12 protein-coding genes and 1 pseudogene are annotated in these 17030 nt (G+C 64.6%); 6 read left to right on the top strand and 7 right to left on the bottom strand.

Annotation, left to right across the window (positions count from 1 at the left end; translation table 11 throughout):
- Window positions 1-8: 8 nt before the first annotated feature.
- Both BAU06_RS02790 and BAU06_RS02785 read left to right on the top strand, forming a co-directional pair.
- On the top strand, window positions 9-1595 hold the full coding sequence (locus tag BAU06_RS02790) for an efflux transporter outer membrane subunit (protein ID WP_066344070.1): 1587 nt from the start codon (window positions 9-11) through the stop codon (window positions 1593-1595).
- A gap of 106 nt (window positions 1596-1701) precedes the next feature.
- Window positions 1702-2904: an MFS transporter gene (locus BAU06_RS02785; RefSeq protein WP_066344068.1), complete on the top strand. Its 1203-nt coding sequence runs from the start codon at window positions 1702-1704 to the stop codon at window positions 2902-2904.
- 63 nt (window positions 2905-2967) lie between these two features.
- Here BAU06_RS02785 and BAU06_RS02780 read toward each other — a convergent pair whose 3' ends face one another.
- Together BAU06_RS02780 and BAU06_RS02775 are read right to left on the bottom strand one after the other, a co-directional pair.
- Window positions 2968-4344: an arylsulfatase gene (locus BAU06_RS02780; protein WP_066344063.1), complete on the bottom strand. Its 1377-nt coding sequence runs from the start codon at window positions 4342-4344 to the stop codon at window positions 2968-2970.
- Window positions 4345-4443: 99 nt separating this feature from the next.
- Window positions 4444-5436: a Bug family tripartite tricarboxylate transporter substrate binding protein gene (locus BAU06_RS02775; RefSeq protein ID WP_231933981.1), complete on the bottom strand. Its 993-nt coding sequence runs from the start codon at window positions 5434-5436 to the stop codon at window positions 4444-4446.
- A gap of 210 nt (window positions 5437-5646) precedes the next feature.
- Between BAU06_RS02775 and BAU06_RS02770 the strand changes: the two genes are divergently transcribed.
- Complete coding sequence (locus BAU06_RS02770) at window positions 5647-6630, top strand: LysR family transcriptional regulator (RefSeq protein ID WP_066344062.1); 984 nt, start codon at window positions 5647-5649, stop codon at window positions 6628-6630.
- Here BAU06_RS02770 and BAU06_RS02765 read toward each other — a convergent pair.
- Together BAU06_RS02765 and BAU06_RS02760 are read right to left on the bottom strand one after the other, a co-directional pair.
- On the bottom strand, window positions 6591-7730 hold the full coding sequence (locus BAU06_RS02765) for a Fic family protein (protein WP_066344061.1): 1140 nt from the start codon (window positions 7728-7730) through the stop codon (window positions 6591-6593). The genes BAU06_RS02770 and BAU06_RS02765 overlap by 40 nt on opposite strands.
- Before the next feature lie 186 nt (window positions 7731-7916).
- The gene (locus BAU06_RS02760; protein ID WP_066344060.1) at window positions 7917-9563 is read right to left on the bottom strand and encodes a carboxylesterase/lipase family protein; all 1647 of its coding nucleotides are present in this window, start codon (window positions 9561-9563) and stop codon (window positions 7917-7919) included.
- Window positions 9564-9920: 357 nt separating this feature from the next.
- Between BAU06_RS02760 and tnpA the strand changes: the two genes are divergently transcribed.
- The 3 genes and pseudogenes from tnpA (at window position 9921) to tnpC (ending at window position 12253) form a co-directional block, all read left to right on the top strand.
- Entirely contained in the window at window positions 9921-10331 is a 411-nt protein-coding gene (gene tnpA / locus BAU06_RS02755) for an IS66-like element accessory protein TnpA (protein WP_066357765.1), read from the top strand.
- Complete coding sequence (gene tnpB, locus BAU06_RS25955; RefSeq protein ID WP_082993495.1) at window positions 10331-10780, top strand: IS66 family insertion sequence element accessory protein TnpB; 450 nt, start codon at window positions 10331-10333, stop codon at window positions 10778-10780. The genes tnpA and tnpB overlap by 1 nt, the downstream gene beginning before the upstream one ends.
- Window positions 10714-12253, top strand: a pseudogene (tnpC, locus tag BAU06_RS02750) (IS66 family transposase). Before tnpB ends, tnpC begins: the two are co-directional and overlap by 67 nt.
- 326 nt (window positions 12254-12579) lie before the next feature.
- Here the strand turns inward: tnpC and BAU06_RS02745 are convergent.
- From BAU06_RS02745 to BAU06_RS02735, 3 genes are read right to left on the bottom strand one after another with little or no spacing between them, the layout of a single operon-like run.
- Window positions 12580-14295, bottom strand: coding sequence for a DUF262 domain-containing protein (locus BAU06_RS02745; protein WP_066344056.1), 1716 nt, complete (start codon window positions 14293-14295; stop codon window positions 12580-12582).
- 14 nt (window positions 14296-14309) lie between these two features.
- Window positions 14310-15089, bottom strand: a complete 780-nt coding sequence (locus tag BAU06_RS02740; protein ID WP_082993494.1) for an HNH endonuclease — start codon at window positions 15087-15089, stop codon at window positions 14310-14312.
- Window positions 15086-17029, bottom strand: coding sequence for a chromosome partitioning protein ParA (locus BAU06_RS02735; RefSeq protein ID WP_066344055.1), 1944 nt, complete (start codon window positions 17027-17029; stop codon window positions 15086-15088). Before BAU06_RS02735 ends, BAU06_RS02740 begins: the two co-directional genes overlap by 4 nt.
- Window position 17030: the final 1 nt, after the last annotated feature.

Below are 17030 nucleotides of genomic sequence, written 5' to 3'. Positions count from 1 at the left end.
GCCTTGCCATGATCGCTTCCTTCCTTACCCGGTCTTCACCGCCATGCCGGGCCGGCGCACTGGCCGCCGCGCTGGCCGCCGCGCTGCTCGCCGGCTGCGCGGCGGGACCCGACTACCAGGCGCCCGCCACGCCCGCGCCCGATTCCTGGCAGGACTGGCGCAGCGGCCAGCCTGCCGCCGACGCCGGCGCGACGCCGGCCACGGCACCCGCTCCGGCGCAGTGGTGGACCCTGTTCGACGATCCCGTGCTGGACCAGCTGCAGCAACGCGCCGCGCAAGCCAGCCCGGACCTGCGCACCGCCGCCCTGCGCTTCGCGCAAAGCCGCATGCGCCGCGTGACCGTCGCGGCGCAGCGCGGCCCCGCCGTGGACGCCACCGGCGCCGTGACGCGCCAGCGCCAGAGCGAGTATTCGGCCGGCACGCGGCTGGCCAACGCCGTCGCGCCCGACAACCGCGAGGAACTGGTCTCGGTGCTGAGCTCGCCCTTCACCCTGTACCAGGGCGGTTTCGACGCCTCCTGGGAGCTGGACCTGTGGGGCCGGGTGGGACGCGCCATCGAGTCGGCCGATGCCGAAGTGGACAACGCCGCCGCGCTCCTGGACGACGTGCGCCTTGCCGTGGCCAGCGAACTGGCGCGGGATTACTTCGAGCTGCGGTTGACGCAGCAGCAGCGTGCATTGCTGGACCAGGATGTGGCCGCGGCGCGCGACAGCCTGGATCTGTTGCAGGCGCGCGCCCGCGGCGGCTTGATCGACGAGCTCGATGTCAGCCGCCAACGCAGCCTGCTGGCGGACCTGGAAGCGCGCATTCCCACCTTGCAGGCCCAGGAGGCCGCCCTGGTCAACCAGATAGGCCTGCTGCTCGACGCGCGCCCCGGGGATCTGAACCGGACCCTGGCCGCGCCCGCATCCATGCCGTTGGCCGCCCTGCCGGGACGCCTGCCCGATCTCTCGCTGGGCCTGCCCTCGCAGGTAGCGCTGCGGCGCCCGGATATCCGCGCCGCGGAAGCCCGCCTGCACGCGGCCACGGCGGATATCGGCGTCGCGGTCGCCGACCTGTATCCCCGCATCACCCTGGGCGCCAGCTTCGGCTTCGAATCTTATGAGGACCGGCGCTTCGGCGAATGGAGCACGCGCACGTGGAGCGTGGGGCCATCGCTATCCCTGCCCATCTTCGACATGGGCCGCCGCCGCGCCACCGTGGTACTGCGCGAGCTGGCGCAGCAGGAAGCCGCCGTGGCCTACCAGCAGACGGTGTTGAAGGCGTGGCAGGAGATCGACGACGCCCTCACCGGCTATGACGCCGAACGCGGCCGCAATGCCCGCCTGCGCACCAAAGAGGCCGCCAGCCGCGAGGCCTACGACCTGGCCCGCGCCCGCTATAGCCGCGGACTGACGGACTTCCTGGTCGAGCTCGATGCCCAGCGAACCTGGCTGCAGGCGCGGCGTGACCTGGCCGACAGCAATCACCAGCTGTTCATGCGGCTGGTCGCGGTATACAAATCCGTGGGCGGCGGCGATGCGCCCTTGCAGCAGGCGGCGGCCCCGGCATCCCAGGCGGGCGCGGCGATGGCCTCAAATCCATCGGGGTTATAACAATATAAGAATTGGAAATAAGGTATCGTCCCGAGTAGCCATATATCAACCCGGGCGCAAACCGGCCAGCCAGAACGGAGCCGCCCGGCCGCCTCAGGCACCAGGGATGGGGACCACCGTTTTGCGCAGCACACTCGCTCAGGGCAATGTCGCCCGGCTTTCCGTCGCCCAGGCGCTGGCCGGGGCCAATACCACCGTCGTCTACGCCACCGCGGCCGTCATCGGCAACACCCTGGCGCCCGAGCAGTCCCTGGCGACCATGCCGATTTCCGTGTTCGTCGTCGGCATGGCGCTGTCCACGCTGCCGACCGGCGCCGTCGCGCAACGCTACGGGCGTCGCGCCAGCTTCCTGCTGGGCACGGCCTGCGGCGTACTGGTAGGCCTGCTTTCCGCGCTGGCCATCATGCTGGGCAGTTTCTGGCTATTCTGCTTCGCCATGCTGTTCGGCGGCGCCTACGCGGCGGTCGTGCTTACCTTCCGCTTCGCCGCCGCCGAATGCGTCGGGCCGCCCGACCGGGCGCGTGCCCTGTCGACGGTGATGGCCGCGGGCATCGTCGCGGGCGTGCTGGGCCCGCAGCTGGTCACGCACACCATGTATCTGTGGCCGCCGCATATGTTCGCGGTCACCTACCTGGCCCAGGCCCTGGTGGCCCTGGTCAGCGCCGGCATCCTGCTGGGCGTGAAGCTGCCCATCCCGACCGCCGCCGAAAAGGCCGCCGGCCGGCCCCTGGGCCTGATCGTCCGCCAGCCGGCCTTCATCGTGGCCGTCATCTGCGGCGTCATCAGCTATACGCTGATGAACTTCCTGATGACATCCGCGCCGCTGGCCATGCGGCTGTGCGGCCTGCCGCAGGAAGCCTCCAACCTGGGGCTGCAATGGCATGTGATCGCCATGTACGGGCCCAGCTTTTTCACCGGCCGCCTGATCACTCGCTTTGGCGCTGGCCGCGTGGTGATGGCCGGCTTGCTGCTGACCGCGGCGGCGGCCGCCGCCGGGCTGGCTGGCCTGACGGTGGGCCACTTCTGGACCTCGCTGATCCTGCTGGGCCTGGGCTGGAACTTCGGCTTCGTCGGCGCATCGGCGCTGGTGCTGGAATGCCATCGCCCCGAAGAACGCAACAAGGTCCAGGCCTTCAACGACTTCCTGGTGTTCGGCACCATGGTGCTGGGTTCGTTCTCGTCGGGCGGCGTGCTGGCGAATTATGGCTGGGACATGGTTTGCTGGATCGCCTTCCCGCCGCTGGTCATCGCCATGGTGGCGCTGGCCTCGCGGCGGCGTCTGGCCGGGCGGGACGTCGCGCGGGCGTAGGCGCACACGCGGGCCCCGCGGCGTTGCCGCGCGCGGGCGCCAGCGCGTGTGGCACGGCAGTGCTCAGCCCTTGTCGCGCCGCGCCGGCGGCGGCACGAAGTCGTCCGGGGCGCCCGGCGGGATGGGAGGGTTGTCCGCCAGGGACTGCTGGAAGGCCTGCACCATGCGCCGTATGGGGCCGCGCACCCAGCCCTGCGTCGTATTCACGTCGCTCTCTTCCTTGGGGTCCTGCACGATATTGAAGACGTATGGCGTCTCCAGATGATTCGCGCCGGCGTTGGGCTCGACTTCCCAGACGAAATGCATCTTCCAGTCCCGCCATTTGGCGGCGCGCAGCTCGGTCTTGATGTAATAGACGAAGCCTTCCCGGTTGGATTGCTCTTTATCGCCCAGCAGGAAGTCCAGTTGGTCGATGCCGTCCAGCACGCGGTCCGTGGGGACGGCGGCGCCGGCGATACGGGCCAGCGTGGGAAAAAGATCGACCACGTGGACGATTTCATTGGTGACCCGCCCGGCCGGCACGCGTCCCGGCCAGCGCACGATGAGCGGCACGCGCAGCGCGCCTTCCATGGCCGTGTGATAGGTGCCCGTCCACATCCCCGCGCTACCGCGCCAGGGCCGCCGGTACTCGGGACCGTTGTCGCTGGCGAAGATGAACACCGTATCGTCCTCGGTGCCCGTGGCGCGCACCTGGTCCAGGATCTGCCCCACGCGGGCATCCATCTCCACCAGCGAATCGGCGAAATCGCCCTTGCGCGTGCGCCCTTCGAAGTCGCGGTGCGGGATGGTGGGAAAGTGCAGCTGCGTCAGCGGCACGTACAGGAAATACGGCCGCCGGCCCGCATGGCGGCCGATGAAATCGCAGCTGCGCCGCGTCAGTTCCGCGTCGATGCGGCGGCGCATTTCCAGGTCATAGAGCTCGCGCTTTTCGGCGGGCTGTCCCTTGCGGCCCTCCATCACGTAGGGGGGCTCGACGACCTCCGGGTCGAAGCCTACCGCGTCCATGAACATGCTCTCGTTCGTCGTGCGCGGGATGCCGTACCACTCGTCGAATCCCTTGTCCTTGGGATACCGGCCTTCCTTGTCGCCCAGATGCCATTTGCCGTACATCGCCGTGGCATAGCCCGCATCGGACAGCACTTCGGCCACCGTGCGCTCCCAGGGCACGATGCCCTGCGGCAGGCCGGCGGGCACCGATTGCAAGGCGCCCGTGCGGACGGGATGGCGGCCCGTCATCAAGGCCGACCGCGTCGGCACGCAATCGCTTTCCACATTGAAGTTCAGGAAGCGCGTGCCCTGGGTGGCCAGTTCGTCGATGCGCGGCGTGGGCGCGCCGCGCAATGCGCCACCGCCATAACAGCCCAGTTCGCCCCAGCCAAGGTTGTCGGCCAGTATCAGGATGATGTTGGGCGCCTGCCGGCCCTGCGTGGTTTGCTTCACGTATGTCCTGCCTTGTGCTTCATGAATGATTCGCGGTGCGCATCATGGATTGGTGGTGCCGGCATTTTTCCGGGGCGATAGGAACCCCGGCGGCGCGTATCAATCCAGCCGCAATGAAAGCGTGGTGATCAAGTGCTGCCATTGGTCTATGGTGCGGCCCAGGAAGGCATCGAACTGCCCCGCCGGCATGGGACGCGCATCCAGGCCGCTTTCCGTCAGCTTTTTCACTATGTCGGGCTGGGCCAGGATTTTGGCCACTTCATCGGACAACCGTTGCACGATCTCCGGCGGCGTGCGCTTGGGCGCCACCAGGCCCACCCACTGCGTCAGCACGATGTCCTGATAACCCAGCTCGCGCAACGTCGGCACATCGGGCACTTCGGCCTTGCGCTTGTCCGATGTGACCGCCAGGATGCGCACGTTGCCGGTGCGATACTGGCCGATGACGGGCGCCAGGCCCAGCACGGCAGCCGGCACCTGGTTGCCCACCAGGTCCGTAATGGCCTGGCCGCCGCCCTTGTAGGGAACGTGCGTCAGCTGCACGCCAGCCTCGCGTGCCAGCCACTCGCCGGCGACCTGCTGCGACGTGCCAAGCCCCGAGGTACCGAAGGCGATGGCGCCCGGCTTCTCCTTGGCGGCGGCGATCAGGTCGGCCAGCGTCTTGTACGGGCTCCGCGCGGACGCCGCGACGACGATGGGCTGGTCGGCGATCATCGACACGCCCGTCAGGTCCCGCTTGAACTGCCATGGCATATCGCTGCGCACCGCGTTCAGGATGGTCGCCGTGTCAGAGGCGATGGCAAGCGTATAGCCGTCGGGACGCGACTGCACCGCTGCCTGCATGCCGATGGCGCCCGATGCGCCGGGGCGGTTTTCGACCACCACGCTTTGGTTCAAGGCCTTGCCCAGCTCGACCGCGACCAGCCGCGCCGCCGTGTCGTTGGTGCCGCCGGCCGCTTGCGGGACGATGATGCGGATGGGCTGGTCCGAGGGCCAGGCCGCCTGCGCGGCGCCCGGGGCCGCCAGCCACAGGGCCACGGACCCGGCCATCGCCGCGCCCAGGAATCTCCAACGCTGCGTCTTCAAAGCCATTCCCCTTGCTCATTTGCGCCCTGCAAGGCGCGTTTGGTCTGTGGAAAGCAGTCTATCGACGGTAGCGTGAAAGGACATAATCGAAAAAACCGATTTCGTGATACGGTTTGGTTATCACGGATCAAGCGTTTCCTGCACGGTGCTCCCATCGCAGCGCGCGGATTTTTGCCACGGCCCGCCAAGGGCCGGCTTTTCCACGGGATCAGCTCTATGTCGCCGCACTCCCCCATGGCGCTCTCGCACCTGAAATTCCGGCATCTGCTGCTGGTCGAATCGCTGATCGAGCAAGGCACCATCCACAAGGCAGCCCAACGGCTCAACATCAGCCAGCCGGCCGCCACCGCCATGCTCAACGACTTGGAAGGATTGGTCGGCATTCCTTTGTTCACGCGCAGCCGCCAGGGCGTGACGCCGACCGAACAGACCCACGCCCTGCTGGGGCGGATACGCACGATCCTGAATGAATTCGACGAACTGTCGTCCGTGATCGGCCGCGTGGCCTCGGGGCGATCGGCGCTGCTGCGGGTCGGCGTCGTGCCGCAGGCCTTCATCGCCTATCTGCCCAAGGCGATAGACCTGTTTCGCCAGGCGGGCGGCTGCGCCATCCGCACGCACGAAAGCACCGCGCGCCAACTCCTGGACATGCTGATCGCCGGCGAACTGGACTGCGTGATCGGCCGCCTGCCCAACGCCAGCAGCGCCCTGGCCCATGCGGCCAGCCAACTGTCCTTCGTCAATCTGTACCGGGAGGAGATCTGCATCGTCGTTGGCCCGCATAACCCGGCGGCCGGGCAGCGCGACATCGGCTACCAGGACCTGGCGCGCCGGGAGTGGGTCATGCAGCGTCCCGATTCGGCGGTTCGCGGCGCGCTGGCCGAGACCTTCCTGCGGCATGGCGTGCAGCCACCGGAACCGGTGGTCGAGACGTCGACCTACATCCAGAACCTGGCCATCGTGGCGCAATCGGATCTGTTCACCGTCGCCCCGCGCCGCGCGGCCGCCATGCACCAGGAACTCGGACTGGTGCGCATCCTGGACCTGCCGCTGGACGTCGTGCCCATGCAGGTTTGCCTGATACGGCGCCAGTCATCGAACCGGGATCCGGCGCTGGCGCTTTTCGAGCAGGCGTTCCTGGACAGCGTGCGGTCGGGCGATCAAGGCGCGCCGGTACCTTCGGATTCCACCAGTTCGTAGCTGGTACTGCGGCCGCCGGCCTCCGAGCGGCGCAGCAGGCCCAGGCGCACCAGCTCGCCGATATCCCGCAGCGCGGTGTCCGCGGAACATTTGGCCAGCGCCGCCCATTTGCCACTCGTCAGCTTGCCCTCGAAGCCATCGAGCAAGCGATTCAGGACCTTGACCTGGCGCTCGTTGAGCCTCGCACCCGGCGCCCGCTGCCAGAAGCGCGCCTTGCGCAGCACGGCGTCCACCGTGCCATGGGCCTGGTCCACCGCCGCGTTCAAGGTCTCCAGAAACCACTGCAGCCAAGCGGTCACATCCAGGCTGCCCTTCTGGGTACTTTCCAGGATGTCGTAGTAGGCCTTGCGGTCGCGCTGTATCCGCGCCGACAGGCTATAGAAGCGCCGCGGGCTGCCATCCGCGCGGGCCAGCAGCAGATCGCCGACGGCGCGGGCGATACGGCCGTTGCCATCATCGAAAGGGTGCAATGTCACGAACCATAGATGCCCCAGTCCGGCGCGTATCAGCGGCGGCTCCGCGGGGCTGGCGGTATTCATCCAAGCCAGGAAGCGCGTCATTTCCCGCGGCAGGCGCGCGGCCGGGGGCGCTTCATAATGCACTGTCTGCCGGTCTACCCGCCCCGATACGACCTGCATCGGGCCATGCGCGTCATCCCGCCACGCCCCGGTGCCGATCCTGCTCAGGCCGGAATAGCCGGTCGGGAAAAGCGCCGCGTGCCAGGCGAAGAGGCGATCCGCCGTAAGCGGCGCGGCGTGGTTGGCGGTGGCATCGAGCACCATCTCCACCACGCCTTCGACATGGCGATCCACGGGGGCGAAGGCGCCGATCTCCACCCCCAGGCGCCGCGCAATGGAAGAGCGCACCGAGGCGACGTTCAGGTGCTCGCCTTCGATCTCGCTGGTGTTGACCACGTCGTCAGTCAAGGCGGCCAGGCTGGCCCCATCGCGCAGGGTCGGGTCAATGTCCGCCATCCTGCCCAGCAGTACTCCCTGGGAACGGCTGACCTGGGCCATCGGCCCGGCCAGCGCGGCGAGGTCGTAGCGCCACGCCGGCCAGTCCGCCGCCTGCCAGACATAGGTGTAATCGCCGCTAGTCATGCGGTGATTATGGGGGATATTCGCCGCAGCGGCAAATTAATCGCCGCATGATATGCGGTGAATACGCGGCGTATTCGCCGCAGGCCGGGTCTGGAACAGCCGGGCGCCGGGAGCTCCATAGGGCGCCGTCCGCGACGGCGGGTTGCTGAAGAGAATTCCCGGCTCCCGCCCTTCGCCCGACCTGGCTCACCCCTTCACGAAGGCAGTCCGCGAGATGCTGTACTCGTAATAAGGCAAGCCCTCCAGCGCCCCGCGCGCCGCGCCGCCGGGGTCTTTCAGCAACTGGCTATCCATGCTCAGCGCCATCGTTTGGCGGTCCGCATCCCGGAACGGCTCCCACCGCGGGACCGTGGGGTTGCCGGGATTGCCCGTACGCGCGAAAGCCGCCCACGTCGCCATCATGCGGCGAGTCATCGGCTCGATGTCCGCGCCGTTGCCCACCTGGGCCTGCGCCGCCTTGGCCGTGCCGAAGATGAATGGCACCTCGCCGGTGTGCGGGGAATGGATGCGTCCGCCTTGTATGGGCGTCTGTCGAGTGAAGACATAGGCGTAGACCGGCGCCTTCCCCGCGGCGGCCTGCAACGAGGCCACCTTCAGCGTATTGCGCTTGAAGAGATAGTCGGTGGTGATCGTCATCAGGATTTCGCTCGCATCGTAGGCCGGGTACACCGAGCGGTAGGCCTCGATCAAGCCATCCACCCGGGCGGCATCGGCTTTCAGGAAACGCTGCAGCCTGCGCTGCACGTCCGCCATGCCCAGCGAGAAATTATCGGGATCGACCTGAAGGTAATAAGTGCTTTCCGTATTGGCGTTGCCGACCAGAAGCGGAATATGCGCCGACATGGCCGGCGCATCCGGATAGAAGGGGTCGCGCAGGAAATTCCGCCCATCGACCACGGGCCGGAATGGATCCGCCACGCTCTTCAACGCGGCAACCAGCTTATCCGTCGGCACCTGTTGCAAGGCCGCGCCGCTGACGGATTCCATGCCGAGCTTGCTGGCCAGTGCGTGTGCCTGGCGCGCTGCTTCGTCCGGGCTATCGATGCGCATACCGCCCGAGCAGCTCTGCACGATGGCCTTGTGGAACAAGCCCTTGGCGGCGGGCATGCCCATCAGCGCGACCACCTTGGCGGCACCGCCGGACTGCCCGAAGACCGTGACATTGCCCGCATCGCCACCGAAGGCCGCCGCGTTGTCCCGCACCCACCGCAGGGCCTGAAGCACATCCAGTACGCCGGCGCTGCCCGCATCGGCGAAACGCTCGTCCTTGTCCTCCAGCCACAGATAGCCGAAGGCGTTCAGGCGATGGTTTACCGTGACGACGACGACATCCTGGGCGCGCGCCAGATTGGTCCCGTCGAAACCCGGCGCCGTGCCGGCGCAGCTGGACCAGGATCCGCCATGAAGCCACACCATGACGGGCCGCCGCTTGCTGTCGTTCACGCCAGGCGTGAAGACGTTAAGAAACAGGCAGTCCTCGCTCGTCGGCTGGATGGCCGTGTACCAGGAATAGAAAGGGTCTTGTGTTTCCGCCGATTGCGGACAAGAGGCGCCCCATTGCGTGGCGTCCTGGGTGCCGGCCCATTTCTGCGGCGGCCGGGGCGGCATGAAGCGATGCGCGCCGCCGGTTGTGTCGCCGTAGCGCACGCCTTTGAAAACGTGGACGCCGTCGTCGATACGCCCGCGGAGTTTGCCGTTGGACGTCTCTACCACGGGATCGGCGGCGCGCGCGATGCGTGGGGTGAGCGATGCCAACATGGTGGCGCTTGCCGCCGCCGACGCGTGCTTCAGGAACGCGCGCCTGTCCAGCGCGCGGGGTGTTGCAGTCTCCATTGCCCAGCTCCTTTTCTCCGCTTGTTCCAACGGTCGCCGGTGCTTCCGGCGGACTGATGGTATTGCGAAGAGGAAGGGTTGTGCTGTCGGTTGGCTGAAAGATACCGGTGAGGACCGCGGCCGCCGCGTTCAGCACGAGGACGGCCGACCGCGCCTGGATGATGGGCGCCGCGGTAATGTCAGGCGAGCACGGGAATCAGAGGTTGATCACACGTTTAAACGTCGATCGGTCGGCAAAGGGCCATGAATGCTAGGTTTCGCGGGGAAATCGGGGTAAGCGGTTAGCGAACAACGCCCTATCGGGATAGCGCACAAGTGCTCAAGCTTGCGTCCGCAACGACTTTTGCGGACGCAACCATGACGATCGAACAGGTAGACTTTCTCCCGCTGCAACCCATACGGGTACGCTCCACTGGCAAGCGAGACTACGACCCGGTAGCCAAGCAGCGACTGATCCAGATGTGCGTAAGTTCGGGGGCATCGATCTCGAACATGGCGCTGAAGGCGGGAGTCAACGCCAATCAACTGCCCAAATGGATCGGCCAGAGCAGGCAGGCTCCCCAGGCTGGCAAGGATGCGTTGGTGCCATTCGTTGCGGTCCAAGCCTGCGCGGTAGTGGACGCGCCGAAGCCGGCGGCGCTGACAGCCGGGCGGCAGACGGTCTTGAGCGCCAGGCTTCCCGATGGCACGTTGATGGAGCTGCCTTGCGGCGTCGACGACGCCGAGCTGATCAAGGCGATTGTCGATGCGCTTTGGAGCCAGCGCTGATGTTTCGCTTCGACGTGGGCTTGAAGGTATACCTGCATCGCGAGGCGGTGGACTCCCGGCAATCCATCAACGGCCTGGCGGCGTTGGTCGAGCAGTCGCTGGGGCTGGACCCATTTGCGGCCGCCATGTATGTGTTTCGCAACCGTCGGGCCGACCGCATCAAGATCCTGCTCTGTGACCGTAACAGCTTCTGGCTGCTGTTCAAGCGGCTGGAGAAGGATCCGCTTCGTATGGCCGCGCGCAGCAGCGGTGGCGATATTGACCGTCGAACAGCTGCATTGGTTACTCGAAGGGATCGACATCGAGGCGGTGCAACGGCATCCGGAACGGGCGTATCATCGGGCGGCGTGAACGCCGCATCATCGCGGCGGTCTAACCCGCCATGCCAAACACCGTTACCATCACCGCCGGCGAATACGAAGCGCTCCAAGCGGCGTTGCGCGTGGTGACGGTCGAGCGCGATCTGCTGAAGGAGCAACTGAAGGCCTTCCAGCGCAAGCTGTTCGCGGCCAAGAGCGAAGCGCGCGGATCCGAACAGAAAGATCTCTTCTTCAACGAGGCCGAAGCACTGGCCCCAGGCGAGCAGGCACCGCCGGCCCAGGAAGAGGACGGCACGACGCAGGTCATGGTGGCTGGCCACGTGCGCAAGCAGCGTGGGCGCAAGCCTCTTGACCCCGGTCTGCCTCATGTTGAAGTCCGTCACGAGTTGCCAGCCTCTGAGCGGGTATGCCCGCATGACGGTCAGGCGCTTGTCGAGATCGGCGTGGAGATCAGCGAACAACTGGACATCGTGCCGCAGCAGATCCGCGTGCTGCAGCACCAGCGCGTGAAGTACGCCTACCCGTGCTGCGATGCCGGCATCAAGACCACTCCGGCGCCGGCGCGCGTCATCCCCAAGGGGTTGCTCACTGAATCGGCACTGGCGTGGTGCATTACAGCCAAATACCAGGACGGCCTGCCGCTGTACCGCCAGGCGGGTCTGCTCAATCGCTTCGGTGGCGATCTGTCGCGCGCCACGTTGGCGGCCAGCGTGGTGCGGGTTGGCAAAGCGGTGCAGCCGTTGATCAACCTGTTGCGAGACCATCTACTGGACGCCGACGTCCTCTACGGCGATGAAACGACCGTGCAGGTACTCAAGGAGGCTGGGCGAGCGGCACAAAGCAAAAGCTTCCTGTGGGCGCAGATGAACGGCTCGGAGCCACCCATACGCCTGTTCACATACAGCCCGACGCGCAGCACGGAACAGGCAGCGACGCTGTACGCCGGCAGCCGACTCAAGGCGGCCCTGATGACCGACGGGTATGCGCCGTATGACGCCGTTGCCGAGCGTTATGGTCTTGTGCATCTGGGCTGCTGGGCGCACGCACGACGATATCTGATCGAGGCCCACGAGGCATTGCCCGAGGCGCAGTGCGAGAGCCACCCCGCGACGGCGTGCATCGATAGGCAAGCTGTTTGCCGTCGAGCAACAAGCCAAGGATATGATGCCCGAGCAACGCCAGCGGCTACGCGCTGCGCAAAGCCGGCCGGTCCTCGCCGAGATCGAGACGCTGCTCACGCAGCATCTGCACAGCGTGTTGCCGCAGAGCCTGTTCGGCAAGGCCTTGCACTACCTGCACGGGCAATGGCCAAAGCTCATCCGCTACGTTGATAACGGCTCCTGGCCGATCTCGAACAATCCTTGCGAAAACGCGATCCGCCCGTTCGTTGTTGGCCGACGCGGCTGGCTGTTCTGCGACACCATGGCCGGCGCCCACGCCCCGGCCAACCTGTACTCGCTCGTGGAAACCGCAAAGGCCAACGGCATCGATCCTTACCAGTATCTCCGCGCCATGCTCAACGCGCTGCCGTACGCGCACACCGCCGACGACTATGCGAAGCTGTTGCCCTGGAACTCGCCCGCCGAGGAAACGCCTGCCTAACACGGGCAGGCCACGCACGCCAGGACGTTGCTCACTGAGCGCTTACGATGGACAGTGCAAGGCGGCGGGTCTGAGTCATATGCATGGTCTTCGCCATCAGTACGCGCAAAGCCGTTATGAGACGTTGACGGGGAGGCCGCCGCCAACGACAGGTGGACCATTAGTCACGGAGTTAAGTCCAACGCAGCGCATAGAAGACCGCCATGCTCGTCAGAACACCAGCCGTGAGTTGGGACACGAGCGCCTTCAAATCACTGCCATCTACCTCGGTAGCTAGGTCAGGCAGTATGAGCCCCCCTGGCCTACATACACAGCCGTCCACCGGCTTAATCTGCGGGCCCAACAAACGTATTCAGCACCGTTGCAATCCTCTTGCGTCGCTCAAGCAAGAAAGCCTTGTAGCTTTCCACTTCCAGCAGCGATGCCTCAACCGGGATGCACTGTGCTGAGAACGCTGGCTCGCCAAGCTGGTCCACCAGCGGAGGCAGGTAGACCGCCGGGGCCTTGTCGCTGATCGCGCGATTCGTCTTGCCGCCGATGAAGGCCAGATTGGCGATGTCATCGGCCTCGCGCGCAGTGAAGCTGGTCTTCAGTACGGCTTTGGGAAAGATGTGATGGAACTGCAAGCGATGCTGGGCGCCCGAATGATCCAGAGCAATGGTCAGATGGCTGCGCCAATCTTTCGCACCGGCAGCGCGGAAAGCCAGGAACATGGTCTTGAACAGCGCGCTGCGCTGGTTTCGGCCTTCCAGCTCCTCCGCGGTAATGTCCAGGCGGCCGAACTGCAAGCGCAATCGGTCGATCAGCTCGCTCACCGCGCCGCCCTGACGAATACTTGCCAAATCCTGATCCAGAATGGTTTCGCTGGAGCCTCGGGAGAAGCGGCCTTTGACATTGGCCATCAGCGCCCAATAGCGCAGTTGGCGGGCCTCATCGTTGCTCAGCGCATAGTTGCGGCTGTGTCCGAAATACGCGAGCACCACCAGCAAGAAGGGCGACGACAGCAGCGCCGGGCTATCGATGCCCAGATTGCTACGCAGGAAGTTGAGCGCGAATTCCATGCCCTCGCAGGCTTCTTTCCACGCCTTCTGCAGCTTCTCCACACTCAGGCTACCAACGATCTGGAAACGTGACTGACCGGTCGCAAACGCCATCAGGTTCTTCAGGTGCAAACCGAGATCGAGGTCAAAGCCCGTCTTGGCACAGGCCTTCTGAAAATCCTGGAACGTCTGCAGCGAGTGCCGCCACTTGGCGGTGATCTGCGCCAGGGCCAGGTCGGAACTGCGCAGCTTGGCTCCCAGTGAATTGACCCGGACGAAGATTTCCGTGACCTCATCATAGGAAAGCGTCCGTTCCAGTACATCCATCCGATAAACGTACTTTCGGATGCCACGTAGCCGGGCCAGGCGCTGGCTATACTTCTCGTAGCGAGGATCGTCAAAACCACTGATGCCCGCACGTTTGAGGAACGGCGCATCGTTGTCGGTCTTGAACACTTCCGACACTTTCACCCAATGCGACAACTGCTCCAGCTTCCTCGTGGCCACCACGAACGTCATCTTGTTGAAGCGTTTGAGCAGTTCGTCCTCGGTCGAGTCCGTCTCATCGCCAATCAGTTCGCTATCGTCGTCAACATCGTCCTCGTCGTCGCCGTTCTCTTCCACTTCGGTCACGACCGCCAACTGGTCGGGATGCTCCAAGTTGAACAGCAAGTCGATAGGCCGACGACGGCCGCGCACCGATACTGGCTCGCCGCGAATGACGGCAGAGAGCGATGTCAGACGCTGCTGACCATCCAGCAGGAGCCGCGCGCTCTGGTAAGGATTCGTGCTCTGGCTGACCGCGAAATCCTGCAGCGGCACAGCTTCATCCGTTTCCCAAAGCAGGATTGCGCCCGATGGGTAGCCGCGATACAGCGAATCCAGCAGATCGCGCACTCGCGTGGAGCGCCATACATACTGGCGCTGCATCTCTGGCAAGCGCAGTTCGCCCCGCTCGATCATTGATACCAGTTCTTCAACGCTTGCTTCGGCCTTAGACATGTTTTTTCCTTCGATCAGGTACCGAGCAGGAAGCGTTCACGGTGCCATCGCAAATACGGCAGGTGTTCACTGGCCAACCAGCGCAGCGTCATGCCTGGGCGAATGCCAAGTCCGTGCAGATCACTCGGAGACAGTTGAGCGCTGGTCAGCAGATGTCCAGTGTCGTCGAAGCTGATCAGAAAGCGGTCGAACAGCGCATCGAGATTGGCCACTAGCAGAAAGCCGTTAAAGGCATCCAGCCGCTCGGCATCGTCGGCGCATTCGGCCCAGGGCTTGGCGTGGCTGGCACGCAGCGCCTCGGTCGCGGAAACACCCGTCACAGCGCAGGTACCGCCCCAATAGCTCAGCAGGGCATTGCGATAGCGCTCCTGACCGACGCGTTGGCGCACCAGACGCTCGACCTCCGTGCCTCGATTCTCGGCAGGCAACTCAGCCACGGCTTGCGCAACGGCCGTGTGGTAATCCCGCACTGCCTGATTCGGCAAAGCCTGCGACAGGCTGGCTGCGCGGCGCAACAGGGCTGCCAGATCGGCCAGGGTAGGTACGCGAAATACGTCATCAGCTCCGGCCCAAAGCTGGAAGCCGCGCAGCAACTCCGGCAGCAGCGCGAGCGTGGTCGCTTGAAAGCGCACGTCAAAACCGTTGACCGATGCCGTCACCATCGTCTGGCTTCGATGGCGGGCCGACGCCAGTGTCACCGCATCGTCAGCAGATGACAGAACGTGCTCGAAGCCGTTGTCGTGGCCAGCTTTTTCGACCAATGCCCGCTGTAGTGGATTCACCGCGGTACTCATGTCAAAGACGCCTGTTCTGCACCCACCCGCTGACGAAGCAGAAGACCATCCTCGCTGTCGGATGAAAGCCTGAGCCGCTCAAAAGACTTGAAAGCGTCTGAGGGCTCAGTCGATGTGGTGACGATGTACTGGAAAGAATCACCTCCACTCGATGCGACATGCCCAAGCAGTGACCACAGTATGGCCTCACTCATTTCTGCCTCGCGAGGTGAGTCGTGCAGCAGGAATCCCGGATGAAAGCTATCCGCAGATGTGCTGTCGAGCAAGCAGGCGATATCCCCGGCGAGCATTTCCAGAACCTTGAAGGTTGTTGAGTGCATTGGCCCCATCTGAAATGGATGGTTGCGGTGCTTATCCTCATCGTTGAAAACGCCCCATTGGAAAGAGGGCAACGACTTGGCAACAGCCTGCATAGACTCACTAATCGCCCGGCGACGCCCCTTTACGGCCTCACGCTCCTTCTCGTGCTGTATTTGAAGTTGCTCGTGACGGTTCCGAGTCGACTCCAACTTTCGCTCTACTGTCACGATATCGCTTGATTGTGATCTTCCAGATGCAATGCTCTCGTAGTGTTCATAGTCCTCGATGGCATCACTGAGAAGCTGGTCGGCTGACAGGGATTGTGCGTGCCTCGTCATAAGCTCGGCTTCCCGTTGATCGATGGCTGCAACTTGTGCATTCATGGGCGCTGTCTCGGCCTCCAGCTCATCCCGTCGGCGACGCAGGGGCGCCAGTTCGCTTTCAAGCTCTCCTTTGGAGCGCTGATGCAGAGTGATCCGCTGCTTCCGATCGATCTGCGTCTGCTCGATCCGCTCCATCACATGGCTGCAATCCCTGAGCAATCGGTTTCCTGCGTCGCAGCGAGTGGGTAGCTGTTGTTGCAAAGACGATGCCTCTTCCTGCAACTCGGCTACCCGCTGCATGTCACCGGCCAGCATGGCTTCGTTCTGCTTGATCTCATTGGTCAGAAGGTCAATGCCAGCTTTCAGCGGCGCACGCTTTTCCACCCACGCCTGACGCTGTGCCGCAAGTTCTTGCCGCTCAGCATCGATGGCCGACAGCTCCTGTTGATAAACCTCATGACGCTGCTTGGCGATGCCGATCAGGTTTGGGTGCTCAAGCAAGCCGTCCTGCCGGAACGGAGTAGCGGTAGAGACATCGAAGCGGCGAGTCAGTTGGCGGCGCACATGTTTCAACAAACGCGCGGGCTCCTCGCGCAGTGCTTGCAACTTCGATTTCTGATCCTCCATCTCCCTGGCGGTGCTGTCCAGGTCGCGCAGTGTTGTCGCGTCATGCAACAGACCCAGCACGATTTGCATGAGTGCCGCTGGCGACCTTGCTGGCAGACTGAATCCAACACCATCGGCGCGCCACTGGTAATAGTTGTGGTAGCGCGCATTCTGGTCGCGGGAACACCAGGCCAGAATCTGGTGCCACTCGATGGATTGCTTCGAGGTTGGCAACTCCTGAACGGGCAGGATTTCGACCAGATGCTGGCGCAGCGCAGCCTGGTAGGCACTGAACTCGTTTTCGGCTTCATTGGCCGCCAGTTGACGCCAATCAGCAGATCGCGATGCTCGATAGTGTTTCTGATGCAGCCACGGCTTCAGGACCGTCCACACCTCGCCACCCACATGCACACGGGCGGCGACTGCGCCTTCTTTCAGCTCGCGACTGCTCAGCAGTTCGTCGCGTAAGGTCGAACCACCGGACCAAAGCGGATCATCCAGCACGAAGCGCAACAACTGGCAGAAGGCTGTTTTTCCGACGCCGTGACCGGAGCTATCCGCTCCAGGTGGCGACACGATCAGATTGAGCCCGCGCCGCAAGGGGATCTCGCGCAAGGGTCGCTGGGATGTCAGCGAATCCAGCAACCACAGTGTTTCGACCCAGAGGCGTGGCTTGGCATGGCCTGTCGTCGAAAGGGCGGCACCATTCATA

The organism is Bordetella bronchialis (assembly GCF_001676705.1).
Classification (GTDB): Bacteria; Pseudomonadota; Gammaproteobacteria; order Burkholderiales; family Burkholderiaceae_B; genus Bordetella_C; species Bordetella_C bronchialis.
Note: the sequence above shows the minus strand (reverse complement) of the source record. Positions and strands in the feature narration are given on the sequence as shown.